The organism is Stenotrophomonas sp. SRS1 (assembly GCF_026130205.1).
Classification (GTDB): Bacteria; Pseudomonadota; Gammaproteobacteria; order Xanthomonadales; family Xanthomonadaceae; genus Stenotrophomonas; species Stenotrophomonas rhizophila_B.
Genome location: NZ_JAINFD010000001.1, coordinates 101,111 through 127,881 on the forward strand (window position 1 = coordinate 101,111; position 26,771 = coordinate 127,881).

At 66.2% G+C, this 26,771-nt stretch carries 18 protein-coding genes and 1 pseudogene; 3 read left to right on the forward strand and 16 right to left on the reverse strand.

Going from position 1 to position 26,771, the window contains the following annotated elements:
• Nucleotides 1–113: 113 nt before the first annotated feature.
• Genes lpdA through K4043_RS00470 form a run of 4 tightly spaced genes read right to left on the reverse strand, consistent with a single transcriptional unit; the run spans nucleotide 114 to nucleotide 5,169 of the window.
• Nucleotides 114–1,520 (reverse strand): dihydrolipoyl dehydrogenase, encoded by a 1,407-nt coding sequence (lpdA, locus tag K4043_RS00455; protein WP_265307801.1) that lies wholly within the window; start codon nucleotides 1,518–1,520, stop codon nucleotides 114–116.
• Between the two features lie 3 nt (nucleotides 1,521–1,523).
• Nucleotides 1,524–2,867, reverse strand: a complete 1,344-nt coding sequence (locus tag K4043_RS00460; RefSeq protein WP_265307802.1) for a dihydrolipoamide acetyltransferase family protein — start codon at nucleotides 2,865–2,867, stop codon at nucleotides 1,524–1,526.
• Between the two features lie 3 nt (nucleotides 2,868–2,870).
• Entirely contained in the window at nucleotides 2,871–3,914 is a 1,044-nt protein-coding gene (locus K4043_RS00465; RefSeq protein ID WP_123729076.1) for an alpha-ketoacid dehydrogenase subunit beta, read from the reverse strand.
• 4 nt (nucleotides 3,915–3,918) lie between these two features.
• Nucleotides 3,919–5,169: a 3-methyl-2-oxobutanoate dehydrogenase (2-methylpropanoyl-transferring) subunit alpha gene (locus tag K4043_RS00470; protein WP_123729077.1), complete on the reverse strand. Its 1,251-nt coding sequence runs from the start codon at nucleotides 5,167–5,169 to the stop codon at nucleotides 3,919–3,921.
• Between the two features lie 262 nt (nucleotides 5,170–5,431).
• On the opposite strand from K4043_RS00470, the gene K4043_RS00475 reads away from it, so the two are divergent.
• Entirely contained in the window at nucleotides 5,432–6,343 is a 912-nt protein-coding gene (locus K4043_RS00475; RefSeq protein ID WP_121036607.1) for a LysR substrate-binding domain-containing protein, read from the forward strand.
• On the opposite strand, the gene K4043_RS00480 is transcribed toward K4043_RS00475, so the two are convergent.
• From K4043_RS00480 to K4043_RS00520, 9 genes are all read right to left on the reverse strand, one after another.
• On the reverse strand, nucleotides 6,313–7,464 hold the full coding sequence (locus K4043_RS00480; protein ID WP_265307803.1) for a hypothetical protein: 1,152 nt from the start codon (nucleotides 7,462–7,464) through the stop codon (nucleotides 6,313–6,315). The two genes, K4043_RS00475 and K4043_RS00480, sit on opposite strands and share 31 nt — an antisense overlap.
• Nucleotides 7,461–8,459, reverse strand: coding sequence for a class A beta-lactamase (gene bla / locus K4043_RS00485; RefSeq protein WP_265307804.1), 999 nt, complete (start codon nucleotides 8,457–8,459; stop codon nucleotides 7,461–7,463). The genes K4043_RS00480 and bla overlap by 4 nt, the downstream gene beginning before the upstream one ends.
• A gap of 2 nt (nucleotides 8,460–8,461) precedes the next feature.
• On the reverse strand, nucleotides 8,462–9,505 hold the full coding sequence (locus tag K4043_RS00490) for a DUF1611 domain-containing protein (RefSeq protein WP_265307805.1): 1,044 nt from the start codon (nucleotides 9,503–9,505) through the stop codon (nucleotides 8,462–8,464).
• 143 nt (nucleotides 9,506–9,648) lie between these two features.
• Nucleotides 9,649–11,862, reverse strand: a complete 2,214-nt coding sequence (locus K4043_RS00495; protein ID WP_265307806.1) for a TonB-dependent receptor — start codon at nucleotides 11,860–11,862, stop codon at nucleotides 9,649–9,651.
• 30 nt (nucleotides 11,863–11,892) lie between these two features.
• Nucleotides 11,893–13,068, reverse strand: coding sequence for a dipeptidase (locus tag K4043_RS00500; protein ID WP_265307807.1), 1,176 nt, complete (start codon nucleotides 13,066–13,068; stop codon nucleotides 11,893–11,895).
• A gap of 118 nt (nucleotides 13,069–13,186) precedes the next feature.
• Nucleotides 13,187–14,485 carry a peptide MFS transporter gene (locus K4043_RS00505; protein ID WP_265307808.1) on the reverse strand — a complete coding sequence of 433 codons (1,299 nt, stop codon included), beginning with the start codon at nucleotides 14,483–14,485 and terminating at the stop codon, nucleotides 13,187–13,189.
• 19 nt (nucleotides 14,486–14,504) lie between these two features.
• Nucleotides 14,505–16,502, reverse strand: a complete 1,998-nt coding sequence (locus K4043_RS00510) for a serine hydrolase domain-containing protein (RefSeq protein WP_265307809.1) — start codon at nucleotides 16,500–16,502, stop codon at nucleotides 14,505–14,507.
• A complete protein-coding gene (locus tag K4043_RS00515; RefSeq protein WP_123729085.1) occupies nucleotides 16,499–17,497 on the reverse strand; it encodes a dipeptide epimerase in 999 nt (332 codons plus the stop codon). Before K4043_RS00515 ends, K4043_RS00510 begins: the two co-directional genes overlap by 4 nt.
• A gap of 33 nt (nucleotides 17,498–17,530) precedes the next feature.
• On the reverse strand, nucleotides 17,531–19,513 hold the full coding sequence (locus K4043_RS00520) for a serine hydrolase domain-containing protein (RefSeq protein WP_265307810.1): 1,983 nt from the start codon (nucleotides 19,511–19,513) through the stop codon (nucleotides 17,531–17,533).
• Between the two features lie 325 nt (nucleotides 19,514–19,838).
• Here K4043_RS00520 and K4043_RS00525 point away from each other — a divergent pair, with 325 nt between their 5' ends.
• Nucleotides 19,839–20,474 carry a cupin domain-containing protein gene (locus K4043_RS00525; protein ID WP_265307811.1) on the forward strand — a complete coding sequence of 212 codons (636 nt, stop codon included), beginning with the start codon at nucleotides 19,839–19,841 and terminating at the stop codon, nucleotides 20,472–20,474.
• Nucleotides 20,475–20,477: 3 nt separating this feature from the next.
• Here K4043_RS00525 and K4043_RS00530 read toward each other — a convergent pair.
• The 3 genes and pseudogenes from K4043_RS00530 to K4043_RS00540 all read right to left on the reverse strand — a co-directional run bounded on the left by K4043_RS00530 (nucleotide 20,478) and on the right by K4043_RS00540 (nucleotide 25,362).
• Nucleotides 20,478–23,574: pseudogene (locus K4043_RS00530) on the reverse strand (discoidin domain-containing protein).
• 133 nt (nucleotides 23,575–23,707) lie between these two features.
• On the reverse strand, nucleotides 23,708–25,015 hold the full coding sequence (locus K4043_RS00535) for a HipA domain-containing protein (protein WP_265307813.1): 1,308 nt from the start codon (nucleotides 25,013–25,015) through the stop codon (nucleotides 23,708–23,710).
• Complete coding sequence (locus tag K4043_RS00540; RefSeq protein WP_265307814.1) at nucleotides 25,012–25,362, reverse strand: helix-turn-helix transcriptional regulator; 351 nt, start codon at nucleotides 25,360–25,362, stop codon at nucleotides 25,012–25,014. Before K4043_RS00540 ends, K4043_RS00535 begins: the two co-directional genes overlap by 4 nt.
• Nucleotides 25,363–25,594: 232 nt before the next feature.
• Between K4043_RS00540 and K4043_RS00545 the strand changes: the two genes are divergently transcribed.
• Nucleotides 25,595–26,761 carry a nucleotide sugar dehydrogenase gene (locus K4043_RS00545; RefSeq protein WP_265307815.1) on the forward strand — a complete coding sequence of 389 codons (1,167 nt, stop codon included), beginning with the start codon at nucleotides 25,595–25,597 and terminating at the stop codon, nucleotides 26,759–26,761.
• The last annotated feature ends 10 nt before the right edge of the window (nucleotides 26,762–26,771 follow it).

Sequence of the window (26,771 nt, forward strand, 5' to 3'; positions counted from 1 at the left end):
CCGGTACCGCGCGTGCCGCAGCGCTTGCCGCCAACAAACAAACGGCCCGCAGTGGGCCGTTTGCTTTGGTGCCTGCAAAGCGTCCGAGCATGGCTCGGACCTACAGACCTGCCTCAGATATGCAGCGCATGCCCCAACGCACGCAGCGCCGCTTCCTGCACCGCCTCACCCAGGGTCGGATGCGGGTGGATCGTCCCGGCGATGTCCTCCAGCGTGGCGCCCATCTCAATCGACTGCACGAAAGCAATCGACAGCTCCGACACCTGCACGCCCACGGCCTGCCAGCCGAGAATCCGGTGATCGCTGCTGCGTGCGACAACGCGCACGAAGCCATCGGTCGATTCCAGCGACATCGCACGGCCGTTGGCCGCGAACGGGAACAGCGCGACCTTGGTCTCGATGCCCTGTGCCTTGGCTTCGTCCGGTGACAGCCCGACCACCACGATTTCCGGATCGGTGAAACACACCGCTGGAATCGCGGCCGGCACGAAGTGGCGCTTCCTGCCGCTGACGATCTCGGCCACCAGTTCGCCCTGCGCCATCGCCCGGTGCGCGAGCATCGGCTCACCGGCGACATCGCCGATCGCCCACACGTTGCGCATCGAGGTTTTGCACTGGTCGTCGATCTTGATCGCCTTGCCGGTCAGATCCAGCTGCAGCGATTCGAGATTGAAGCCGTCGGTCTTCGGGCGACGGCCGACCGCGACCAGGATCTGGTCGGCGTCCAGCGCGATTTCGTTACCGTCCTTGTCGCGCACGCGCAGCTGACCGTTCTCGGCCAGGCCGAGCACGCTGTGGCCGGTCAGCAGCTTCACGCCGGATTTCTCCAGGTGCGTGGCCACCGGCTTGGTCAGCTCGGCGTCGTAGGCCGGCAGGATGCGCTCCTGGGCCTCGACCACGGTGACGTCGCAGCCCAGCTTGCGGTACACCGTGCCCAGCTCCAGGCCGATGTAGCCGCCACCGACGACGATCAGCTGCTTGGGCAGCGAGGTCGGCGAGAGGGCTTCGGTGGAGGAGATGACCTTGCCGCCGAACGGCAGGAACGGCAGTTCCACCGGCACCGAGCCGGTGGCCAGCAGCAGGTGCTCGCAGGTGATGCGCAGCGTGCCGCCATCTTCGGCGGCACCGGCGATCTCGACGGTCTTGCCGTCGACGATCGTGGCCCAGCCCTTGATCAGCTGCGCACCGTTCTTCTTCAGCAGCGCGCTGACGCCACCGGTCAGCTTCTTGACGATGCCGGCCTTCCACGCGACGGTCTTGGCCAGGTCCAGCGACGGCGCCTGCACGCTGATGCCCAGCGGCGAGGTGCCTGCGGCATAGGCGGTGACCTTGGCGAACTCCTCGGCGGCATGGATCAGCGCCTTGGAGGGAATGCAGCCGATGTTGAGGCAGGTACCACCCGGATTGACGCCCTCGACCACGATGGTCTTGACGCCGAGCTGGCCGGCGCGGATGCCGGCGATGTAACCGCCGGGACCGCCGCCGATGATCAGCAACTGGGTTTGAAGGGTATTGGACATCGCTTACTCCACGAACAGCAGGGCCGGGGTTTCCAGGCGCGTACGGATCGCCTGCACGAACTCGGCCGCATCCATGCCATCGACGATGCGATGGTCGAACGAAGACGACAGATTCATCAGCTTGCGCGCCACCACCTGCCCCTCGCGGAACATCGGGCGTTCGATGATGCGGTTCACACCGACGATCGCCACTTCCGGATGGTTGATGATCGGGGTCGACACCACACCGCCCACCGCACCGAGGCTGCTGATGGTGATGGTCGAGCCGGACAGCTCCTCACGCGTTGCTTTGCCCACGCGCACGGCATTGGCCAGGCGCGCGATCTCGGTGGCGGTCTGCCACAGGTCCAGCGACTCGGCATGGGCGACCACCGGCACCGACAGGCCGACCTCGCTCTGGGTCGCGATGCCCAGCTGCACACCCTCGTAGCGGGTCACGATGTTGGCCTGGTCATCGAACCGGGCGTTCATCTGCGGGAAGTCGCGTGCGGCCAGCACCACGGCGCGTGCCAGCAGCGGCAGCAGGGTCAGCTTGCCGCGCTCCTTCGCCCAGCGCTCGTTGAGCTTGGCGCGCAGGGCCTCCACTTCCGTGACGTCGATTTCTTCCACATAGGTGATGTGCGGAATGGTCGTCCAGGACTGCTGCATCTTCTGCGCGATCTTGCGACGCAGGCCCATGATCGGCACCTGCTGCTCGCCGGTACGGCGCGCGTAGCTGCTGCCGCCGGCACTGCCACCGACCGGCTGCGCCTTGCCACCGGCGGCGGCGTAGGCATCCAGATCGGCCTGCAGGATGCGACCGCCCGGGCCGGTGGCCGGCACGTAGCGCAGCTCGACACCCAGATCCCAGGCGCGGCGGCGCACGGCCGGCGAGGCCAGGGGGGCTTCACCGGCGTTGAGCACGCCGTTGGTCACCGCGCCACGCGCGTCCTGCTTGGCGGCAGGGGCGGGTGCGGATGCCGCGGCGGCCTTGGCCGGCGTCGCAGCCGGTGCAGCCTCGGCGGCGGCCGCAGGTACAGCAGCAGGCGCAGCAGCCTTGGATGCAGCAACCGGTTCGGCCGGCGCCGCAGCCGCAGGTGCACTGGCGGCACTGGCATTGCCCGCGCCGTCCACTTCCAGGCGGATCAGCTCGCTGCCGACGGCCATCATCTGGCCGGGCGTGCCGCCCAGCGAGACCACGGTGCCTGACACGGGCGAGGGGATCTCGACCATGGCCTTGTCGGTCATGACCTCGGCCACGACCTGGTCTTCGGCGACCGGGCCACCGACCTCGACCTTCCAGGTGATCAGTTCGACTTCGGCGATACCTTCACCGATGTCCGGCATCTTGATGACGTGATGTCCCATGGTTCAGTCCTCCAGCACGCGCTGCATTGCATCGATGACCCGGGACGGACCCGGGAAGTAATCCCATTCCTGCGCGTGCGGATACGGGGTGTCCCAGCCGGTAACGCGTTCCACCGGGGCCTGCAGGTGGTAGAAGCAGTGCTCCTGCACCAGTGCGACCAGTTCGGCGCCGAAGCCGCAGGTGCGGGTGGCTTCGTGCAGCACGATGCAGCGGCCGGTCTTCTTGACCGAATTGACGATGGCCTCCAGGTCCAGCGGCCACAGGCTGCGCAGGTCGATCACTTCGGCATCGATCCCGGCATCTTCAGCGGCGGCCTTGGCCACCCACACGGTGGTGCCGTAGGTGATGATCGTCAGTGCCTTGCCTTCGCGGGCGATGGCGGCCTTGTCCAGCGGCACGTTGTAGTAGCCCTCCGGCACCAGGTTGTCCGGGTACTTGGACCACGCGGTGACCGGGCGGTCGTGGTGACCGTCGAACGGGCCGTTGTACAGGCGCTTGGGCTCCAGGAAGATCACCGGATCGTCGTTCTCGATCGAGGCGATCAGCAGGCCCTTGGCGTCGTACGGGTTGGACGGCATGACCGTGCGCAGGCCGGTGGCGTGGGCGAAGATCGCCTCCGGGCTCTGGCTGTGGGTCTGGCCACCGTAGATGCCACCGCCGCACGGGGTGCGGAACACCAGCGAGGAGGTGAAGCTGCCGCCGGAGCGATAGCGCATGCGCGCCGCTTCGGACACGATCTGGTCGTAGGCCGGGTAGATGTAATCGGCGAACTGGATTTCAGCGACCGGGCGCAGGCCGTAGGCGGCCATGCCGATCGCCGCACCGGCGATGCCGTTCTCGGAAATCGGCGCATCGAACACGCGCTGCTTGCCGTACTTGGTCTGCAGGCCGTCGGTGCAGCGGAACACGCCGCCGAAGTAGCCCACGTCCTGGCCGAAGACCACCACGTTGTCGTCGCGTTCCAGCATCACGTCCATCGCCGAGCGCAGCGCCTGGATCATGGTCATCGGCGTGCCGCCGGTGTTGTTCTGTTCAATCCCGCTCATGTGTTCAGACTCCCAACTGCTGACGCTGGCGACGGAGGTGTTCGGGCATGTCCTTGTAGACGTCTTCGAACATGAGGGCCGCGCCGGGACGGTTGTCGCTGCCGAGCAACCCGTGGGTCTCGGCTTCCTTGAGGGCACGCAGGATCTCGGCATCCAGTTCGGTGCGCAGTTCGTCGTGCTGCTGCTCGCTCCACAGGCCGCGCTTGATCAGGTGCTGCTTCAGGCGGTCGATCGGATCGCCGAGCGGGAACTGCTGGGCATCATCGGCGGGGCGGTACTTGGACGGATCATCCGAGGTCGAATGCGGCCCGGCGCGGTAGGTCACCCACTCGATCAGGGTCGGGCCCAGGTTGCTGCGGGCGCGTTCGGCAGCCCAGCGCGAGGCGGCGTACACGGCCAGAAGATCGTTGCCGTCCACACGCAGCGACGGAATGCCGTAGCCCACGCCGCGGGCGGCAAAGGTGGTGTTCTCACCGCCGGCGATGGCCTGGAAGGTGGAAATCGCCCACTGGTTGTTGACCACGTTGAGCACGACCGGTGCGCGGTACACGTGCGCGAAGGTCAGCGCGGCGTGGAAGTCGCCTTCGGCGGTCGCGCCATCACCCACCCATGCGGTGGCGATGCGGGTGTCGCCCTTGATCGCCGAAGCCATCGCCCAGCCCACGGCCTGGATGTACTGGGTGGTCAGGTTGCCGGAAATCGAGAAGAAGCCGTAGTCCTTGTACGAATACATGATCGGCAGCTGGCGGCCCTTCAGCGGGTCGGCCGCGTTGGACAGTACCTGGCAGATCATATCGACCAGCGAGACCTGCTTGGTGATCAGGATGCCCTGCTGGCGGTAGGTCGGGAACTGCATGTCGTCATCGCGCAGCGCCAAGGTCTGGCCGACGGCGATGGCTTCTTCACCCAGGCACTGGATGTAGAACGAGGTCTTCTTCTGGCGCTGGGCGATCAGCAGGCGGGCGTCGTAGGCGCGCGTCTTGAGCATGGCGTGCATCGCACGCAGCAGCACCGCGTCGTCGATGTCGGCAGCCCAGGGGCCCACGGCGTCGCCGTTGTCATCCAGCACGCGGATCAGCTGGCCGGTCATCGGCGCGGTCTGGCTGGCGCTCACGTCCACGGGCGGCTTGTCGACCGCGCCGGCGGGGCTCAGCTTCAGATAGGAAAAGTCGGTGGCCTGGCCGGGACGGGCGCTGGGCTCGGGCACGTGCAAACGCAACGGTTCACTCGTGGCGGGAATCTGGGGTGATGACATGTCAGGGGCCTCGCTGGGCTTGGGTCATGAAGCTACAGGCATACCGCCGGCGGGGGGCAACGGTAATGGCGATGTTGACGCGCCGATATCCGGGCTGGATCTCGTCGCGAAGCGGGTAAGGACCAGCGCTTGCAAGGCGGCTGGGGCCATGGCGCATTGCACCCGATGTGAAGTCTAGAGGCACAGCGGCTTATCGTAAATTTGTTTAATTGCGTATGAGGTATTGTTTATTCAGATATCTTCGTTCCGTGGGAGCCCGTGCATGCAAATCCCCGCCAACATGACCCTGCGCCAGCTGCGTTACTTTGCCGAAGCGGCCGAATTGGGGCAGTTCTCGCAGGCCGCGCGCAAGCTGCACGTCTCCCAATCGGTCATCACCACTGCGGTCGCCCAGCTGGAAGCCTCGTTGGGGCTGAAGCTGTTCGACCGCATGCCGCACGGGGTCGGGCTCACCGCCGAGGGGCACCGCTTCCACCAGCATGTACGGCACATCCTGGATACGTTGCAGGACGCGCTCAGCGAGCCGATGTTCCTGGCCAACACGCTGCCGGGCCGGGTGAGGATCGGCGCCTCCTACACCGTGCTGGGCTACTTCCTGCCGAGCCTGCTGGCGCGCTTCAAGCGCTCCTACCCGCAGGTGGAAGTGGATCTGGTCGACATGGACCGCGCCGCGATCGAGCAGGGCGTCAGCAGCGGTGAGCTCGATTTCGGGCTGTGCATCATCTCCAACATGGCCGAGCCTTATGTGCTGCGGCGCCAAGTGCTGATCCGCTCGCGCCGCCAGCTGTGGCTGGCCGAGTCGCATCCGCTGCTGCAGCTGCCGGTGATCAGCCCGGCCGACGTGGAGCCGTACCCGTACATCATGCTGATGGTTGACGAAGGGCAGGAGTCGGCGATGCGTTACTGGCGCTCGGTCGGGCGCGAACCCAACGTCGTGTTCCGGACCTCGTCGCTGGAGGCGCTGCGCGGCATGGTCGCTTACGGATTCGGGGTCAGCATCCTGTCGGACATGGTCTATCGACCGTGGTCGCTGGAGGGGCGCCGGATCGACGTACGCACCCTCACCGATGCGGTGCCGCCGATGGAAGTCGGCCTGGTCTGGCGCCCGGACGAAGACCTGTCCGCGCCGGCACGCGCACTGCATCAGTTCCTGGTCTTCGCCTGTGGCGGCTGAGTGGCGATGACCTCGAATGCCTGCCCGCGGCGTGACCAGAACTGCCACGCCGAATAGGCCAGCAACGGCACCACGTAGGTGGCCAGGATGGCATAGGCCAGCAGCCGGTAGCCCTTCGCGATCAGCGCCACCAGGCCGATGCCATCGGCCATGAACACGGCCATCAGCAGGATCGCCACGATGATCGCCACGCGTACCCCGCGCTTCGGTGCGGCACCGGTGCGTTCTGTCCAGTTGACGCTGATGCGGCCATCCACCGAGGCCATCAGCGTGACCCCGGTTTCCACCAGCGCCACCATGATCATCAGCCGGAACAGCCACTGGAACCACGGCAGGCCGAGCTGGCCGAGCATTAGGTCGGACGGCAGCGGGGCATCGGCGATGTCCGGCAGGAACGCGATCATGCAGACGTAGAACACGATCGCCGGCAGGATCGCCAGCGGGCCGGCCAGGGCGCCGGCGATGACCGCATCGCGACGGCACAGCAGGTGCCGCACGACCAGCAAAATCGAGACCGCCGCGAACATGTTGTAGCCGGCGTAGGTCACGCCGTTGAGGACCCAGTCCGGGCCGAGTTCATGGGTGTTGGAGAGCTGTGCCATGGCGCCGCCGCCGAAGCGGTACAGGATCAGGCACGCGGCAATCGCGTAGACCAGGTACATGAAGGCCGACATCAGCTTGAACATGCGCTCGACGGCATTGGTGCCAGCCTGCACCACGCCGGTGATGATCGCCACCAGCAGCAGGGTGCCGACGATCCGCGGCCAGCCGAACATGGTCGCGGCCAGTTCACCGGCGGCCGCGCCGAACACGGCCAGCACCACCACGATCAGCGCCAGGTAGGCCACTTCGAACGTCCACCAGCCGCGGCCGAGCAGATGCCGGAAGAAGGTGCGGTAGTCGTTGGCACGGATCGCCCGTGCCAACAGGAACGTCAGGATGCAGATCACACTCCAGATCAGCATCGACAACACCATGGCCGCCAGGCCGCCCCAGGGGCCCGATGGCAGGAAAAACTCCGCCAGCTCACGGCCGGTCGCGTAGCCGCCGCCGATCACGGCCGACTTGAACGCCAGACCGGGCAACAGATACCGCTGGAACCGGCTGGCGGCGGCGGTCACTTGCGGGCGGCCGCAGGCTGCAGCAGGTAGAAGTCACGCACGGTGCGGGCGATCTCGGCGATCACGCGCTCACGTTCGCTGCGCGGGGCGTTGCTGGCTTTGACGAACACCGAGATGGCGAACTGGCTGCCGTCGGGCAGGGTGACCACGCCCACATCGTTGACGGTGCCGGCCACGGTGCCGCTCTTGTCGGCCACCTTGGTGCCCGGCGGCAGGCTGCCGCGCAGGCGTGCGCTGCAGGTGCGGCAGCGTTCCATGATCTGCACCAGTACCTCGGTGCTGGCCGGGCTCAGCGCCTTGCCGGTGAACAGCTTGGTCAGCAGGGTCGACATTGCGCGCGGCGTGGAGGTGTCGCGTGGATCCTTGTCGAAGGCCTCGTTGCCGGATTTCGTGCGCTTGACCACCTCCGGATCGAGGGTCAGCTCGGCGACGCGCTCCTTGGTCAGCGGTTCATCGCCCAGGCCGAAGATGTCGCTCAGCAGCTGGCGCGTGTTGCGATCCAGGCGCTGGCCTTCAATGCCCTGCGCACGCAGCCAGGCGGTAACTGCGGCCGGCCCGCCAGCCTGCGCCACCAGCACATCGGTGGCGGTGTTGTCGCTCTGGGTCAGCATCACTTCCAGCAGGTTGTGCACCGACAGGCTCACACCGTCGTGGATGAATCGGTCCGCGATCACTTCCGAATCGACGTAGAAGGCCTTCGGTACCGGCACCATCGTGGTCAGTGCCAGCTCGCCGGCATCCACCTTGCTCAGGATCACCGCCGCAACGGCGACCTTGAACGTGCTGGCCATCGGGAACCCTTCGTCCGGATTCAGATGGACCTGCGCGCCCTTGCCATCCAGGCGCCACGCGGAGACACCGACCTTGCCGTCGATCAGGGTGGAAAGCCGTGCGACTTCCGTTTCAACTGGACTGGCCTTGCTGGCGCTGAAGGCGGCGAGCGGGCTCAGACCCAGCAGTGCCGCAACGCACAGACTCAGGGTACGGGTGGTCATCTTCATGCGATGCAGGCCTCGAGCAAACGGTTGAATTCCCCATCTTGCCGCATCGGGTCGGCCGCAGGCAGACCAAGCCGCGCGCTGACCTCGGCACAGGCGGCGGAGGCCGCTGCGTCGGTCATGCCGTGGGTGTTGAGACTGACGCCGACACAGCGGATATCCGGATTGGTACGGCGGCCGAGCTGCACGGTCAACGCGATCACGTCTTCGATGGAGGGCAGCGGGTAGTCGGGGTAACCCAGCACATGCTGGCGACCGGGCTGGTGGCAGACCACGAACACGTCCGGTTGGCTGCCATGCAACAGGCCGAGGCTGACGCCGGCATAGGCGGGGTGGAACAACGAGCCCTGGCCTTCGATGACATCCCAGTGATCGGCGGCCGCATCCGGGCTGAGCAGTTCGGCGGCGCCGGCCGAGAAATCGGCGACCACCGCGTCCATCGGAATGCCGCTGCCGGCGATCAGGATGCCGGTCTGGCCGCTGGCGCGGAAGTCGGCATCCACACCACGTTCGCGAAGACCGCGGACCAGGGCCAGCGCGGTGTACTTCTTGCCGAGTGCGCAGTCGGTGCCGACGGTCAGCACACGCTTGCCGGTACGCTTGCGGCCATTGCCGACCGGAATGCCGCGTGGCGGCACGCGCACGTTGATCAGCTGGCGACCAGTGCGTTCGGCGGCGGCGGCCAGTTCCGGGATATCACCGAGTTTGTGGTGCATGCCGCTGATCAGGTCCAGGCCTTCCTCCAGCGCCTCGACCAGTGCCGGCAGCCACTGCGCCGGAATCACGCCGCCACCGTTGGCCACGCCGATCACCATCGCACGGGCACCGGCGGCACGCGCCTGGGCCGGCGTCATCGTCGGCAGGCCGGTGGTGATCGGGCAGCCGGGCAGGCTCCACTCGGCCACGCACACCTCCGGTGCCCAGTCCTTCAGGCCGATCGCGGTCTTGGCGAAGCCCGCTTCGGTGGTATCACCCAGGAACAGAAGGTAGGGCTGGGGGAGGGCGGCAAGTGCGAGCACTTCAGCGGTCGGGGTCGACGTCATGACGGAGTCCAGTAGGCGAGCGGCAGAGGGTGAGCACCCACGACAGCGACGGTGGCAGTCGTTGGCCTCGTTGGACCTGTATAAGTCCTAATCAGAGAATATGCAACCCAATCAGGATAATCGCGGTTCTCTTGGCGCTGGCCTCAGTACCGGTAGTCGATCGACATGCCGATGGTGCGCGGCTGCAGCGGTACACCGGTCACCGCCACGTAGCGGTTGAGCGCGTCGCGCACGGAGCCGGTCGAAACGTAGGCAAGCTCATCGGTGGCATTGCGGGCATACAGGCGGACCGTCCACGTCATGTTGGTCAGCTCGGCATGCAGGTCCAGCGCGTTGTAGCTGTCGATCTCATAGGCGCCGGCCACGCGCTCGCCGGTGACGCGGTAACCCGCACCGACCCGGCCCTGCCACTGGTCGCTCACATCGAAGTCGTAATCGATGGTGCTCGACCAGCTCAGGCGCGGCGTCATGGGCATGCGGCCACCTGCGACCAGCCCGCTCGACGTCGGCACATCCCCGATCTTCGAATCGATGTAGGCCGCGTTGAGGCCAACGGTCAGGCGCTCGGCTGGGCGCACCATCATGCTCAGCTCCGCCCCCTGGCTGCGCGCGCTGCCGGCGTTGCCCATCCAGCTCAGGCCGTTCTCGGACACGCGCACCTGGATGTCGTCCCAGTCGATCCGGAACAGCGCCAGATCGATCATCGCGCGGCGGTCCCAGAAGTGCGATTTGAAGCCGAATTCGAGGTTGTCCAGCGTGTCGGCCTTGGTCATCGGCACCACGCCGGAGGTCGATACGTTGGGTCCACCCGGGCGGTAGCCGGTGGCGTAGCGGGCGTAGATCATCGAGGTGTCGTTGAGGTGCCAGCGCGAGGCCAGCTTCCACGTCGTCACGTTGTCATCGGCGGAGTCGGCCAGATCGATCGGCCGCGGACCGTACAGCAGGCCGATACTGTGCTGCTCGAAGTCCTGCTGGTTGCGCGCATGCCGCACACCGGCGGAGACATCGAAGCGGGGGCTGAACTTGTAGGTGACATCGGCGAAGATCGCCTGCTCGTCGTAGGTGCCCGGCAGGCTGGCGGTACCGGGATTGAACGGCAGCGGGATGCCGTTTGCATCGTAGGCGCTGACCTGCTGGCGGTTGGCGTTCTTCTCGCCGGTGAAGAAGGTACCGAGCAGCCACTCGAAACGCTCGCTTTCCTTGGAACTCAGGCGGAACTCCTGCGTCCATTTGCGCGTGCCGAGGAAGACATCGAACTGCGCCTGGCCGGCGGGGTAGGGGGTCAGATACGGCCATGCCACGCCATAGACAAGCGAGGAGTCCTGCACTTCATCCATGCGGGTTTCGGAGAAGCTGGTGGCGGAAACGAAATCCACATTGCCCAGATCCCAGTCCAGAATCGCCGAGTAGTAATCCGTTTCCATCCGGTACGGCGTCGCGCGCTGCAGGATGCCTTCCAGCGGCCCGCGGATCGGCGCCAGCGTGGGATAGGTCAGCCCCACCGCGCTGGAGTTGTCGGCATCCACGATCTGCGAGAGCGCCTGCACGCGCAGGTTGGCGGTGTCGCTGATGCGCCAGGTAAGCGCCAGGCGGGAGGCCAGCTGGTAGTAGCCGTTGCTGTCCTTGGCATCCTCCCCGGTGAGGTCAGGCTGGTCGACGTAGCCGGGCGTGCTCTGGCGCGACAGGCTGGCGCGCATGGCCAGCTTGCCTTCGATGAGCGGTACGTTGAACGCAGTGCGCACGCCGATGCCGGTATCGCCGGCGTCCTTGGTCGCGTTCACGTCCGTGCCGGCGCGGAACTCGAACGCATCCGGATCGGCCGCCTTGGTGATGTACTTGAACAGGCCGCCCATCGAACTGGCGCCATAGAGCGTGCCCTGCGGGCCGCGCAGCACTTCAACGCTCTGGATGTCATACGGCAGCAGGTCCAGTGCGTAGGTGGTCGCGCGCTGTTTGTTGCTGCTTGGGCCGATCGGCGTGTCATCTATGTAGGTCCCGATGATCGAGCCGCCACCCAGCGGCGCGACGCCGCGCAGGGCCATCGTGGTCTGTCCGGGCGCGCCGCCGCTGTCCACCTGGAACCCGGGCACATACGCGGCGAAGTCGTTGAGCCGTGTCGCACCAAAGGCTTCAAGGCGCTCTTCGCTGATCACACTGACGCCGGCCGCCACCTCCATGACGTTCTCGCTGCGCTTCTGTGCGGTGGCCACCACGCGATCGAGCTCCACCACATCGGGGGTGCTGCGGTTGCCATCGGCGTCGGCATCGGCGTCCTGGGCAAGGGCCGAGGTGGCAAGGCCCATGCAGCACAGGGAAACGGTGGTGGCGAGGATCGAACGTGTCATCGTCTTGCGCATGCGGCGGACTCTCCGGAATCAGGAACGGGGTCAGGCGGGAAGGACGACCGGCTTCCAGGTCTGGCCGAGCAGCCGCCTGAAATTTCCGCCGAGGATCTTGCGGATGTGCTCGTCGCTGTAGCCGCGCCGTATCAGCACTTCGGTCAGGTCATACGTCTTGCGGGGATGATTGAAGCCATCGGTATCGACCTTGTCGCGGAACGCGTAGCTGGATTTGTAGCCGGCACGCAGCGCTTTGTTCTGCTCGGCGGGCATGTGGTCATAGCCCTGCAGATCGGCATCCGAGCCGATCCCGATGTGGTCGATGCCGACCAGTTTCACCACGTGATCGATGTGGTCGACCATGTGTTCGACCGTGGTCGGCTCGCGGTCGCGCACGAACATCCGCACACCGGTCACGCCCATCACGCCACCCTTGGCCGCCAGCTTGCGGATGGCCTCATCGGTCTTCACCCGCGGGTGGTTGTTGAGCGCGCGGCAGTTGGAATGGGTGATGGCGATCGGGCCGGGCGCGAGGTCGATCGCATCCAGCGTGGTGCGGTCGCCGCAATGCGAGACATCGATGAGCATGCCGGTCTCGTGCATCGCCTGGATGATCTGCACGCCGAAGTCGCTGACGCCACCATCGATGCGATCGGTGGCGCCGGCGCCGATGAGGTTCTGTGCGTTGTAGGTCAACTGCGCGCAGCGCATGCCCAGCAGATAGAACATCCGGACGTCGGCCGGTGTGCGGAAATGTTCTGCGTTCTGCACGCCCATGATGATCGCCGCCTTGCCGTCCGCTTTGGCCCGATCCAGGTCCTCGGCCTCGCCAACCAAGGTGAAAACGTGGCTGTTGCGGCCAACGAAACCGTTCCAGGCAGCGAGGTAGGCGAGCGTGTCCTGGTAGGCATCCGGACCGCCGATGCCGATCGCATGGTGGAAGCCGGTGATGCCGCTGGCACGCATGTCGGCCGCATCCTGTTCGCTTATGCGGCTGGCGTAGTACTCGGGGCGGAAGTCGATCTTGATCACGCCCAGCATGTCGATCACCAGCGACTCCCTGACCAGGTCGATCGCGCGCGTCGAATACGCGGTGGGGACGTCCGGCAGCGCCTGGTGGCGACCGCGTGCAATCGCGGGGAAGGCGAGGGCGCCAGCACTCAAGGCGACCGCGTGGCCGAGCAGGCGGCGACGGCTGGGGGACTGCGGAAACTGATCGGGCATTACGATATCCCTACAAATCCTGAGTAGGGAATATTTCGCCTGATCGGGTATATGTCAAGCGCAATCAGAAAACATAATTCCATTCGGAGCTATTGCGCCGCAACAATCGCGAGCTGTTTTACTGGCCCTTCGCCGCCGCGCCAGTGCCCGCCAACAAGGGCCGAGCGCGTCGTTCAAGTTGAATCAGAAGCACCGCGACGAGCATGCAGGTCCCACCCATCAGCGAGAAGAACACGGTGCTGGACAACGTTGACCACAGCATGCCGACCGCGCCGGCCAGCAGGTTGCCGCCGAAGGACGCGAGGAACCAGAACGCGATGATCGTCGCACCGAAGCCTGCGGGGGCCAGACGCGCGAACAGACCCAACCCCACCGGCAGGATGAACAGCTCGCCGAAGGTGAAGATCGCAAAGAACAGCGCGGCCCACAGCCAGCCGACCTTGGCCGACGGTTCGCCGCCGAGGATCGCCACCAGCACGAACGACAGGCCGACCACGGCAGCGCCTATCGCCATCTTGGTCAGCGCCGCAGGTTCACGACCGCCGCGCGCCTGCCGCGTCCAGCGGCGCACCAGCAGCGGGGTGATCAAAAACACCAGCAGCGGATTGAGCGAGAAGAACCAGGTCATCGGAATCGTGAAGTCCGCAGTGAGCACGCGGTCCACGCCGGTGTCGAGCCAGATCGCGATGGTGTTGCCAATCTGCTCGTAGGCCAGCCGGAACACCACGATGAGCCCGGCAATCATCGCCATCAGCTGCAGCAGCGGGCGGTAGGCCGGTTGCCAGAGCGCCGAGAAAGGCAGCGTCGCCCGCTCGCTGCGTGGCGGGTCCGGCGGCAGGTGGCGGCGCCCGCTGATGTAGATCACCAAGCCCAGCAGCATGCCGATGCCGGCGGCGGAGAAGCCGACGTGCCAGCCATACACCTCACCCAGCGTGCCGCAGATCAGCGGGGCGAGAAACGCGCCGAGATTGATGCCCACGTAGTACACGTTGAACGCCGAGCCACGACGCGGATCATCGCGCTGGTACAGATCGCCGACCTGGCCGGGCAGGGTCGGCAGGAACAGGCCGTTGCCCAGCACGATCGCCAGCAGGGCCGGATACAGCAGCGCATCGAAGGCCATCAGGAAATGGCCGAACGCCATGATCGCCCCGCCCAGGATCACCGCACGTCGCTTGCCCAGCCAGCGATCGGCGAGCATGCCGCCGAACACCGGGCTGAGGTAGGCCAGCGCCGTGTACAGGCCATAGACCATCGAGGCCTGTTCCTGTGAGAACAGCAGCTGCTTGGTCATGTAATAGACCAGCAGTGCCCGCATGCCGTAGTAGGAGAACTTCTCCCACATCTCGGTGAGGAACAGGATGGTCAGGCCTGGCGGTTGCCCGAACCAGGCCTTGCGCGGTGCATCGATCATCATCGGGCGGGGCGTCCGTCGGTCAGAGCTGCAGGCCGGTACTGATCAGGCGCTGGGTGATGGCGACGAACGCCACCACCACGCCGGCCAGTGCGACCACCCAGGCACCGTAGCGGCGCACGCGGGGCCAGCTGGCCGGCGCACGGACCGCCACCCACACCAGGGCCACGGCTGCGAACACGCTCAGCCAGGACAGCGCCTGCATCAGGATCAGCGGACCATTGCTGTAACCGGAAATCCCGCCTGGTGCAGCGATCGACTTCACGTACAGCACCCAGGCGACCACGGTGCCCAGCTGCGTGGTGATCGACAACGTCTGCAGCCAGCGCAGGCCGCGGCCTTCTGCCGGTGCGCTGACCCGGTAGTAACGACGTACGAACACGCCACCGATGCGCAGCACGGCCGACAGCGTCAGCAACCCCAGTGCGACAAACAGCGCAGGGCGCAGCCACGCCGGTGAACGCCAGCCCGGAATCGGTTCAAAGCCGAACACCGAGGCGAACGGGCCGCCGGAGAAGTACACCGGCCGGCCATCCTCGACCTTCACTTCCAACAGGCCGCGGCCGTTTTCCTGCTGCCACAACCAGGGCGACACCTCGCGCCAGCGCAGCAGTTGACCGTTCAGGCCCTTCTGGCCATCGACGGTGATCGTGCCGTCGTCCTGCGGGTGCACGCGCGTCGGCGCGAACAGCGAGAGCATGCGCAGGTACGAACTGTCCGAGCGACGCGTGCTCTGCCAGGTCACGCCGGCCAGCGCTGCGGCATGTTCGCGCGCGACAGCGGCATCCACGCCCGGACCCGCCGCTTCGATCGGCAACGTCGGCAGGAAGTTCTCCACGAAGCGTTCCCAGACCTGCGCACGCAGGGCCGAGCCGGCCGCATCACGGCCGACGCTGTTGGTCGACACGAACACGCCGATGTTGCGTTCGGGGATCATCCACAGCCACGAATAGAAGAACAGCATCGTGCCGCCGTGCGAGCGGGTCTCGTAGCCGCCGGTGTCCGAGGCCATCCAGCCCAGCGTCATGCGCGGCAGATGCGGCAGGATCGCGGCCTGCGGGGTCAGCATCTGCGCGTTGGTCTCGGCACGCATGATGCGCTGCCCATCAAGCTCACCATGATTGAGCGCGGCCATCATGAAACGTGACATTGCCGCGCCGGACGCATACAGCCCACCCACGCCTGGCGCGGTGTTCTTCTCGGCCGGGTAGCTCTTGCCCGAGCCCAGCAGGTAGCCCTTGGCGGCGTGCGGCAGCAGTTCGGCCGGCAGCTTCTGTTCGAAGCTGGCGTACTGCATGTCCAGCGGCTGGAGGATGTGCTGGCGAGCGTAATCCTCGAAGCGCTGGCCGCTGACGCGCTCGACGATGTACGAGGCGATGCCCGTGGCGTAGTTGGAGTACGCCGGCTTGGTGCCCGGCGCGGAGATCTGGTTCGGCACCCAGTCCTTGAGGTAGTTGTCGCGGTTGGCCGGATGGTCCGGACCCAGCACGATCAGGTAGCGCATGCGCTCTTCCAGACCGCTGGTGTGGGTCATGATCTGACGCAGCGTGACCGGCTCACCCTTGGCCGGGACCTTGATGTCCAGGTAGGTGTTGATGTCGGTGTCCAGGTCCAGCTTGCCCTGTTCGACCAGCTGCATCACCGCGGTCCAGACGAACAGCTTGGAGATCGAGCCGGGACGGAACAGGGTGGTCTTGGGATCCACCGGCGTGCGCTTTTCCACATCGGAGAAGCCAAAGCCGCGCTCGGTGACGACCTTGCCGTTCTCGACCACCGTGACAACGGCGCCAGCAAGATCGCCCTGCGCCATCAGGTAGGGCACCAGGCCATCGAGGAAGGTGTCCACGCGCGCCGCATCCAGCGTGCCGGTGGGGGACTGCGCGGGTGTGATGCTGTCAGGCGACTCGGTGGTCGCGGGCACTGGTGCAGCAGCCGGCGTCGGCGCTTGCGCATGCAGCGGCGAGAACGCCGCGGTTGATGCCAGCAACATGCCGGAAGCGAAGGTGCGCAACATGCTCATGCGTGCACTCCCTTGCCCCATACGGCATCGTCGCAATGCACCAGTCCGTCGTCGTAGCGCAGGCCCGGCACCCGGTCATCGCTCAGGAACAGCGGGCCATCCAGATCGACCACGTCGCAATGCTGGCCCACGATGAAGGCCGGGCCCATCGCCCAGCTGCTGCCGATCATGTTGCCGACCATCACCTGCATGCCCAACGAGCGTGCCTTGCCGACCATCGCCAGGCTTTCGGTGAGCCCGCCGGCCTTGTCGAGTTTGATGTTGATGACGTCGAACAGGCCTGCCAGCGCTTCGATCTCTGAAACGTCCTGCACACTTTCGTCGGCGGCGAACGGCAGCGGCCGCGCGAAGCCCTTGAGCTCGGCCTCGCGGCCGCGCGGCAGCGGCTGCTCCAGCAGCTTGATGTCGTTCTCCAGCAGCACCGGAATCAGCGCATCGAGCACATCCACGCTGTAGCCCTGGTTGGCATCCACGCCCATCCACACATCCGGGCGCACCTTGCGCACGGCGCGCACACGTTCGATGTCGATATCCAGATCGCCACTGAGCTTGAGCTTGAGTGCCTTGGCCGGCGCATAGCGGCCCGTCGCGATCGATTGCATGGTCGCCGGGTCATCGGCGCCCAGCGTCCAGGTGGTCAGCAGCGGCCGGGTCTGCGACAGGCCGGCCAGTGCCCAGGCGTGCTTGCCGGTGCGGCTTGCTTCCAAGTCCCACAGTGCGCAGTCCAGCGCGTTGCGCGCGCCACCGCGCGGCAGCAGCTGCTGCAGCTCGGCGCGGGTGATGCCGGCTTCGATCCGCGCACGCAGCAGTTCCAGGGTGGCCAGCATCTGCTCAGGCGTGTCATCGAAGTAGTACACGCCGCTGGCTTCGCCACGGCCGCGATGGCCGCCGTCTTCCAGTTCCACGCGCAGTACCGGGGCGTGTTCGAACACGTAGCCGCTGATCCGGAACGGGGCCAGCAATGCAAGCGAGTCGATCTGCAGGGTCAGTTTCACAGGATGTCTCCAGCCCCGTGGTGGGGCTACGGGTCAGTAGTTGAGTGCGAAGTCGGCCAGGCCCATCAGGACCAGGGCGTAAGCGAGTACGCAGGCGGCGATCAGCAGCAGCACCGCCCACACGCGCGCCAGCCAGCTGCGCCCGGCACGGAAGGTCTGCACCAGATTCCAGGCCGTCGCGCCGATGCCGCCGACGATGGCGATCACCGAGCCGATGCCCAGCCCGATCACCGCCGGATCCAGACGATCGTCGAGGCGGGCGAAATCCGCCGACGCCCAGGCCATCACGGCGATGGCCACGGCCGGCACCAGCAGCATGAACCAGCAGGCGGCGCGGCTCAGGCGATAGGCCAGCAGGGTGCTGCGCGGCCAGCCGAGCACGCGGCCATGACGACGCCGCACGAACGCCGCGATGGGCCAGGCCAGTGCGGACAGCGCCAGCACGCTCACGGCAGCCATCAGCAACGGCTTGAGCCACAGCGCCGAGCGGTAGCCTTCCGCGGCCAGGAACACGTTGAACGGGGAGGACGAATCCACCGCGAAGCCGACCGGCTTGCCGTCCTTGAGGATGGCGGCCAGGCGCAGCTCGCTGTTGGTCGCCTGCCACAGCCACGGAGCGACCGGCTTGAAGGTGGTGGGCTGCCCGTTGGGCTGCTTCAGGCGCGGCAGACGCAGACTGCCATCGTCGAGGGCTTCCAGGCGCGTCTGGGTGAGGATGCCGGTGCGGCCGATGCCGGTTTCGGCACGGCGCGAATCGAGATAGCTCGGCGCGGCCAGCAGGCGTGCCTGCTGCTTGGCCAGTGCGGCGTCGGCAGCCACGGCCGGGGCCGGAGCGGCGGCCGGGAAATAGCGATCGGCAAAGTTCTCCAGCAGCTCACGCCGGATCGGGCCGGTGATCCCATTGGCGCCGGCGCTGTTGAGCGAGACGAACAGGCCGACATCGTGGTCGCGGAACAGGAACAGCTGCGAGTGGAAGGAGTAGGTGTCACCGGCGTGGGACACCACGCGCTGGCCGTTGACGTCGATCTCATAGAACCCGAGCGCCATGGTGTTGAGCGGCGGCGCGAAGCGCGTCTGCGGCGTCAGCATGAGCTGGCTGGTCGCCGCCTTCAGGATGGCCGTGTCATGACCGCCCGCCGCGCTCAGGTGCGCGATCATGAAGCGCGCCATGTCGCTGCCGGTGGCCGACAGCGCACCCGCCGGGGCGGACGGGGTGACTTCGAACGCACGCGGCTTGCCCGAGCCCAGTGCATAGCCCTGGGTGACCAGGGCACGCAACGCCGGCGGCAGCGGCTGGCGGAAGCTGGCGTGCTGCATCTGCAGCGGCGCGAAGATGTGCTGCTCGACATACTCGGCGAAGGGCTGGCCCGACACGCGCTCGACGATGTAGCCGGCCAGGCTGGTGCCGTAGTTCGAATACGCCGGCACGGTGCCCGGCGGGAAGATCTGCGTCGGCACGCGGCGCTTGAGGTACGGCCCCAGTGCAATGCCACCGGCTTCGGCAACCGCCTCGCTGGTCCACATGTATTTGATGTTGGCCTCGAAGCCACCGGTATGCGTCATCAGCTGGCGCAGCGTGATCGGCAGGCCGCGTTCGGGCACCTTGAAATCCAGGTACTGGTTGATGTCCGCGTCCAGATCCAGCTTGCCCGCTTCCACCAGCTGCATCACCGCGGTCCAGGTCATCAACTTGGAGACCGAGGCCATCCGGAACAGGGTGCGGTCCGGGTCCACCGGCGTCTGCTTGGCCACATCGGAGACGCCGTAGCCGCGACGGACCAGGATCTGGCCGTCCTTGACCACGGTCACCACCGCACCGGCGATATCGCCACGTGCGATCGCATACGGCATGAAGCCATCCAGCCAGGTAGTCGCATCGTCGGCAGTCAGCCGGGCAACGGAATCGGCCTGCGGTACCGGCGCGGCCGGGGGAGAGGGCGGCGGCTGCTGGGCATCCGCCTGGAAGGTCAACAACAGCCCACAACACAACGCGACAAAGCCTGACAACGCACGCATGTGACGATCCCCTTGCGAACTGGAAGACGGGGCACCCGAGGCAATTGCGTCAGAGGGCCCAAAACAATCTCAATCAGACAACAATATTCCTGATCAGAGAAATGTCAAATGCGCGTGATCCTTCCGGGGCCACCGCCTCGTGCGCACATTGAACGGATTCCGGGGCCTACAGGCGGCGTTCCTCCGCCATTGATAACGTTTTCAGTGCCTGAAACGGCGAAATGAGAGACGAACGCGACAAGAAACCATCCTGATCAGGATGGCATTCATCTCTACGTAGTATCGTATCCACTACTTCACCAGCAATAGCCCAAAGGTCCTGTCGATGAGCCCCAAAAGCCCGACGCTCGGAACCCTGCTGCGCGGTCTGCGCACGCGCCAGGGTTGGACGCTCAAGGAAATGAGCGAGCACACCGAAATCCCCCTGTCCACGCTGTCCAAGATCGAGCACGATCGCTTGACCTTGACCTACGACAAGCTCCAGCACCTGGCGCAGCGCTTGAACCTGCGCATGTCCGAGCTGTTCTCCGAGCCGGACAACGACAGCGCGCCCAAGCCGGTCACCGCCCGGCGCAGCCTCGGCTCGCTGGACAAGGCGCTGCGGGTCCAGACCGACAACTACGACTACTACTATCTGTGCACCGAATTGCGGCGCAAGCGGATGATTCCGATCCTGACCAAGGTGCGCGCCAAGACCACCGCCGAATTCGGTGAACTGGTCCGCCACCCGGGCGAGGAATACGTGCACGTGCTGGAAGGCCGTATCCAGGTCCACACCGAGTTCTATGATCCGGTGGTGCTGGAGACGGGGCAGGGCATCTATATCGACAGCCAGATGGGCCATGGCTACATCGTCGATACAGGCTGCGAAGAAGCCGTGCTGCTGGCCGTGTGCGCGAGTGCGGACGAGGACCTGATGGAATCGTTGATCACCCTCCATGAGCACGAGGGGAGTGTCTGACGCTCACCACGTCGCCTCCAACCTGCGGAACGGCTTCTTGAGCAGCACACCGCGTGCGTCGTAGTCACTCACGCTGCGCCCATCCACCGTGACGGCGGTCGGGCGCGTGCGGCTTGGCCACCACACGCGTACCGCGGTGTCCTTGCGCAGCCCCTTGCCCAGCGTGACCTGCAGCGTGCCATCGCGCTGCATCGCCTGCATCGCCAGGGTGCCGTAGGCGGTCGGCAGCCGATCCACTGCCAACCCGTCGCCGGCCACCCATGACGGTGGGGCACCGGGCAGCAGCGACAGCGCGTCATCGTCTTCGCGCATCAGCATTCCGAACAGCGTGCGCCCGTACTCCGCACCGATCCAGGTATGCGGCATGTCGCCGAGATAGCGCGGGAAGCGCAAGCGCGAATGCACGACCTCGGCCAGCACCTGCCACTCCAGCGGGCGGCGGTCATGCAGCAGTCCCTGCAGCAGTTCATCGGCCGCCTCGGGCTGGTCCAGATGCACGTAGCTCAGCACATTGCGGATTTCGTACGGCGTATAGGCGTACAGGGCGTCCGGCGCGCTGCGCTTGCGGACATCGTCCAGGTAGCGGGCGAACGTGGTGCGCAGTGCCTCGGCCGGCAGCACATCCTGTGCGCCGGTCGGGTCGAGCGCGATCGACACACCGGTCGGGTCGCCATCGCCAAGGTCGGCCGAAGAGGGAATGAAGTCGATGCCCTTCCACGCCATCGTGGCGCGGATCGAGGCAGCCAGCGCATCGTGCAGGGCGGTGTACTGTCCGCGCGCCCATGCAGCGGTTTCGTGATCGCCCAGTGACTCGGCCAACCATGCACCGTCATGCCAGCCCTTCAGGCCCCAGTAGTCGTCCCAGTAGCTGTGCGTGGGCGAGGGATAGCCTTCATGGCTGATCGACGGTGCCAGGATGCCGGCGAAGCGCTCGGGCGCGGGCTGGGTGGCCATGTAGCCGGGCACCAGCGTGCGCTCGCGCAGTTCCTGCAGGAAGCGCATCGCCGCCCTCACCTTGGGCAGATAGGCGCGCACCGACTCCGGTCCGCCATCCAGCCGCGCGACGTCGGCGACCAGACTGATGTACTGGCCTTGGCTGTCGTATTCGATATCCGAGCCGAAGCCGGTGTTGACGCTGCCGTCGTCGTTGAGGATCGGCGAGACCAGGCCGTTGGCGTGCACGCCGTGCTCGCTGTACCAGGCCAGGTAGTCGCGCGCGACCTTGGATTCGCCCATGCGCAGCAGCACCGCCGAGGTAGCCATGCCATCGCGGATGAAGGAGCGGTTGTAGTTGCGCGGGCCGGGCTGCATCGCAGGGCCGGTCTGGTTGATCAGCATGTAGGCGGCCTGCGCGCGCAGCATGTCCACGAGGGAGGGATCGGGCAGACGCAGCCCGACCTGGCCCAGGCGTGCCTGCCAATCGTCCGATGCACGTTTGGCCAGGGCGTCGTAGGCCGCATCGGGTGCACGGGGTGTGCCGGACAGATCCAGCGCGGGCGCATCCGGCAGGGAGCCGTCTTTGGCTGTTGCCGCGGTGCCGAGCGGGAAGGCGACCACCACCGAGCGGCTGGCACCGGGGGCGAGCTGCACGCGGTAGGCCAGCGCCGCCGAAGCCAGTCCGTCGGTATCGCGTGCCTGTGTGGCGGCGGGCAAGGTGCCGCTGGCGATCGCCGCGGTGATCTCGCTGCTGCCGTCCGGGCCGAACGGTGCTGCACCGGCAGCATCCACTGGCGTCAGCGACTGCAGCAGGGCGCGACCATTGATGCGTACGCGTTGACCCTCGATGGCGACCTCGCGGATCGGTGACAGGCCACCGTTCTGCCACGGCGGATTCATCTGCATCGGCCGCACCGCCAGGGTCAAGGTGCCGTCGACGGGCGCGCTGCCGGTGTTGCGCAGGCGGTGACGCACGAAGGTCACCGGCTGGCCACCGAGCTCGACGGCGAACGCTTCGCTCTGCAGTTCAAGCCCGGGTTGTGGCGACCACGTCGCCGAGGGCATCGGCTTCCAGCCATCGCGCAGTGCGTGCTGCACCGTCTGGTCGGCGGCGCCTGCGGCAACACCGTTGGCAGTGCGCCAGATCGGCTGCACCAGCGGCGCGCCCTTGAAGGCCTCGAGGTTGCCGTACTCCGGCGTGGATGCCCACTGCAGTCCAGTAGGTCTGCTGCAGGTGCAGCGAGGCCGGGAACAACGCGCGCTGCGCGCCACTGGCGGTGATCTGATAGCGCTTCATCGGCGTCATCACCGCCTTTGGCCCCAGCAGGCGCAGGCGGTCGACCTGCGGTGCATCTCCCTCCACCGTCAGCCGCAGCGCCGTGGCGGTCACGGCCGCAGTGCCGGCCAGCCAACTCTGCTGGCGTGCACCGGCCTGCGGATCGCGCGCAAGCTCCATCCAATGGCCCTGCGGATCGCGCGCCTGCAGCCGTGCGGCGCCATGCGCGCCTGTCCAGTCCACGGCCAGCCCGGTGGTGGCGACCGCGCGTGGCAGCGTGATCTCAAGCATGTGCGTACCGTCCTTGCCACGCGGAATCGTGACCGCGCTGCCGCCTTGCCACAGCGCCGCCGCGTGGGCTGCATCCACACCGGCTACGCGCGCACTGGTGGTGCTGTCCAATGGCTCCAGTTCGAAGATCGACACGCCCCAGTCCGACGTGCGCTCCGGGCTGGCCAGGCGAAGGTAGCGGGCGTTGCGCGGCGCAAAGAACAGCGTCTCGATACCGCCGAGCGAATCGCGCATGGTGTAGGCCGGCTGCCATTGCTGCCCGTCCAGCGAGGTCAGCAGGGTGTAGCCCTCGGGATTGGAGACATCCCAGGTGATCTGCGCGCCGCTGAGCGTGCTCGGCTTGCCCAGGTCCACCTGGAACCAGTGGCCGGGGCTGAAGGCTCCGCCGGTGACCGTCTTCGGGTCGCCGTCGATCAGGTGGCTGACCGCCATTGCCGGGACCTGCTGCGAGGAGCTGCTGGCCTGCCATTGGTTGCGCGGCGGCAGGGTCTGGGCAGCCGCGGACAGGCCCAGCGCGAGGGTGGAGACAAGCAGGGTGGCGGCCAGGACGCGGCGGGGCCGGTGCACAACAGTCGAACGGTCAGCATGCAGCCCCATCAACGTGCTCCTGATCCAACGTCCCCGACGTCGGGGTGAAGCTCACGCTAGCAGGGGCTGTAACCGTTTACATGACGCATCGCAATATCGACCACGCCCTCGGGTGAACGGATTTGCGAACTGCTCGTGCAACTCATCGAATGTCCGTGCGCAGGCTGCCGCGGATCTGATCGCGCCAAACCTCGGCGACGCCGGCCGCGTCGGCAAAGTGCGGCCAGCGCAGCACGCTCTGCCGGACCTGCTCGATGATGTCGCGGGCGCGGCGGGCATTGATCGAGGCCGTCGCAGCACAGGCGGCCAGGTCGGCCAGATCGAACCCCTCGCGTTTTCCGTTGATCGACATCTGGTGCCGGGCCGTCCAGTCGCCGTCCGGGTTGTACGCCCAGGTGATGTCGAACGCCGGCGACAGCGACCACTGACCCTGCCGATCCATCAGGTAGGCGATGTTCTTGACGTGGTCGTCCTGGTTGCGTGCGATCACGTTGAACACCATCCGCCGGAACTGTTCCTCCAGCTGCGCCATGGGCAGGCGCAACTGGCGCATGACCAGGAGGGCCTGCTCGTAGGAGTAGGCCGTAGGATCATTGAAGCCGACGTGGGCCATCGCCGCCAACGACTGCATATGCCGCTTGCCCCCTGCATCGGTGCGGTCGAAGCGTTGGGTCATGAAGTGGCGGCGGCCGCCTTCCTCGAGCAGCCGGCACTCGCTGATCTGGATGCCCGCATCACGCGCCATCCGTGCGTACGCGTACTCGACCACGCCGTAGCCCTTGGGGTCCGCGAGTTCCTTGTCGCGGTTGTTCTGGACGCCATCGAACTTGAGCAGCCAGTAGCTGAAGTCTGGCGCTGCCGCGGCCTGGCCCGATCGGACCTCGCCGGTGCCCTCGTTCCAGGCGATCACGGCTTTGGCCCGTGCGCCACCGGCCGAGGTACCCACGCGCAGAATGTCGCGCAGCGCATCGGCGCGTTCTTCATCGCCGAATGAGGCGCGCAGGTTGTCGCGGTTGCTCAGGACCTCCGTGGCCAGCGCTACCAGGGCATCGATCTGAATTTTGTGTGCCGTGCGGACGCGCGGACCCTGCACAGGCGAGAACTCCAGCGCGCCCATGCCGCGTGTGCCGGTGTAGCAGAGCCGCTCCACCGCATTGAAGCTGTCCGGCGTGCGGCCCTGGGTGGCCAGCCACGCGTTGATCAGGGTATTGCCGTACTTGTCCGGCAGGGCGTCGGCGAGCAGGCCGGGCAGGCCATGGAAGCTTGCCGGGTTGAGGGAGGGGAAGCTGTAGATCCGATCCGCCGCGAGCGGCAGGGTCAGCGGCGCGACCTCGATGCTGGACCGTGCGAAGGCCGGGTCGTAGGCAAATTGTGCGATCCGCTCGCCGTCGGCCAGCGTCACCGCACCGATCCGGCTGCCCCACAGGCGCACTTCGGCCGTCGTGCTCATTGCTCATCGCCCCAGGTCCAGGGCTTGGCCGGTGCGGGCTCTGCCACCCCCGGTCGCGCGCGCTGGCGCGGGTGGCCGCGGCGCTCCAGCAGATCGATCGGATTGGGGCCGTCGCTGGGCAGCATCACGTCCAGCGCATCCAGCCTGCCGAGGGCGCGCAGGCAACGGATCAGATTCGCCAGCTGGGCGGGCGTGCCGTCTTCCAGCCGCTGCACGGTGCGCTTGGAGACGCCCGCAGCTTCGGCCAGCTGCTCCTGAGTGACGCCCTGTGAAAGCCGCACGCGGGCGAGACGTTGCCCCAGCTCAGCCAGGACAGCATCGTCCGTCATCAGATGTGTGATCGTCATAAGGTGACCCTCCTGACGCTTTGTATCGCACTATTGCCATAAAGCGTCAAGTTTGGCGGTTTACTACATTTATGTTGGATTTCACTAAAGCGCCACCTATGGCGCTTTATATCGATTTACAGGAGTAAGGCGCCAAAGATGACGCCTAATGAAATGCGTTTGTGGCACTAACTCCGCAGCGTTTGCTAACATTCGCCCTTCGACTCTGGACGATGTACGCAGAGGATCCTGAATGAAGATTGCCGTCGCCGGTACCGGCTACGTGGGCCTCTCCAACGCGGTGCTGCTCGCGCAGCATCACGAGGTGGTCGCGCTGGACATCGACCCGGCCAAGGTGGCGATGATCAATGCCCGGCAGTCGCCCATCGAGGATGCCGAGATCGAGGACTTCCTCGCCCATCGCGCGCTGAACCTCACCGCCACGCTGGATCCTGCGCAGGCCTATGAAGGTGCGGACTTCGTCATCGTCGCCACGCCGACGGATTACGACCCTACGTCGAATTACTTCAACACCGGCTCCGTTGAGGCAGTGATCGCCGATGTGGTGCGGATCCATCCATCGTCCGTCATCGTGATCAAGTCGACCGTGCCGGTCGGCTGCACGGCCGCGTTGCGGGCCAAGTTCAACACCGACGCCATTCTGTTCTCGCCGGAGTTCCTCCGCGAAGGCCGCGCGCTGCATGACAACCTGCACCCGAGCCGGATCATCGTGGGCGAGCGTTCGGAACGCGCGGCGGTGTTTGCCGAGCTGCTGAAGGAAGGCGCGATCAAAAAGGACGTGCCGGTGCTGTTCACCGACGCGACCGAGGCGGAGGCGATCAAGCTGTTCTCCAACACCTATCTGGCAATGCGGGTGGCGTACTTCAACGAACTGGATACCTACGCCAGTTCGCACGGGCTGGATACGCGCCAGATGATCGAAGGCGTCAGCCTGGATCCGCGCATCGGCGGCCATTACAACAACCCTTCCTTCGGTTACGGCGGTTACTGCCTGCCGAAGGATACGAAGCAGTTGTTGGCCAATTACAGCAAGGTACCGCAGAACCTGATCCACGCCATCGTCGAGTCCAACCGCACGCGCAAGGATTTCATCGCCGATGACATCGTGGCCCGCAACCCGAAGGTGGTGGGCATCTACCGGCTGGTGATGAAGGCCGGCTCGGACAACTTCCGCGCCTCGGCGGTGCAGGGCGTGATGAAGCGGATCAAGGCCAGGGGCATCGAGGTCATCGTGTACGAGCCGGTGCTGACCGAGCCGACCTTCTACCGCTCCCGCGTGGTCAATGATTTCGTGGCGTTCCTGGACGAGGCGGACATCATCGTCGCCAACCGGCTGACGCCGGAGCTGGAGGGCGTGGCAAACAAGGTCTACACGCGGGATCTGTTCGGGTCGGATTGATTCCCGCGGG

Excerpts from the sequence above, each read along its gene's own strand:
- K4043_RS00535 (WP_265307813.1), bottom strand. The coding sequence starts at position 25,015 with ATGAGCACGACGGCCGAAGTGCGCCTGTGGGGCAGCCGGATCGGTGCG.
- K4043_RS00475 (WP_121036607.1), top strand. The coding sequence starts at position 5,432 with ATGCAAATCCCCGCCAACATGACCCTGCGCCAGCTGCGTTACTTTGCC.
- K4043_RS00505 (WP_265307808.1), bottom strand. The coding sequence starts at position 14,485 with ATGATGATCGATGCACCGCGCAAGGCCTGGTTCGGGCAACCGCCAGGC.
- K4043_RS00520 (WP_265307810.1), bottom strand. The coding sequence starts at position 19,513 with ATGCGTGCGTTGTCAGGCTTTGTCGCGTTGTGTTGTGGGCTGTTGTTG.
- K4043_RS00525 (WP_265307811.1), top strand. The coding sequence starts at position 19,839 with ATGAGCCCCAAAAGCCCGACGCTCGGAACCCTGCTGCGCGGTCTGCGC.
- K4043_RS00470 (WP_123729077.1), bottom strand. The coding sequence starts at position 5,169 with ATGTCATCACCCCAGATTCCCGCCACGAGTGAACCGTTGCGTTTGCAC.
- K4043_RS00545 (WP_265307815.1), top strand. The coding sequence starts at position 25,595 with ATGAAGATTGCCGTCGCCGGTACCGGCTACGTGGGCCTCTCCAACGCG.
- K4043_RS00495 (WP_265307806.1), bottom strand. The coding sequence starts at position 11,862 with ATGCGCAAGACGATGACACGTTCGATCCTCGCCACCACCGTTTCCCTG.
- K4043_RS00510 (WP_265307809.1), bottom strand. The coding sequence starts at position 16,502 with ATGAGCATGTTGCGCACCTTCGCTTCCGGCATGTTGCTGGCATCAACC.
- K4043_RS00540 (WP_265307814.1), bottom strand. The coding sequence starts at position 25,362 with ATGACGATCACACATCTGATGACGGACGATGCTGTCCTGGCTGAGCTG.
- K4043_RS00490 (WP_265307805.1), bottom strand. The coding sequence starts at position 9,505 with ATGACGTCGACCCCGACCGCTGAAGTGCTCGCACTTGCCGCCCTCCCC.
- K4043_RS00460 (WP_265307802.1), bottom strand. The coding sequence starts at position 2,867 with ATGGGACATCACGTCATCAAGATGCCGGACATCGGTGAAGGTATCGCC.
- bla (WP_265307804.1), bottom strand. The coding sequence starts at position 8,459 with ATGACCACCCGTACCCTGAGTCTGTGCGTTGCGGCACTGCTGGGTCTG.
- lpdA (WP_265307801.1), bottom strand. The coding sequence starts at position 1,520 with ATGTCCAATACCCTTCAAACCCAGTTGCTGATCATCGGCGGCGGTCCC.
- K4043_RS00500 (WP_265307807.1), bottom strand. The coding sequence starts at position 13,068 with ATGCCCGATCAGTTTCCGCAGTCCCCCAGCCGTCGCCGCCTGCTCGGC.
- K4043_RS00465 (WP_123729076.1), bottom strand. The coding sequence starts at position 3,914 with ATGAGCGGGATTGAACAGAACAACACCGGCGGCACGCCGATGACCATG.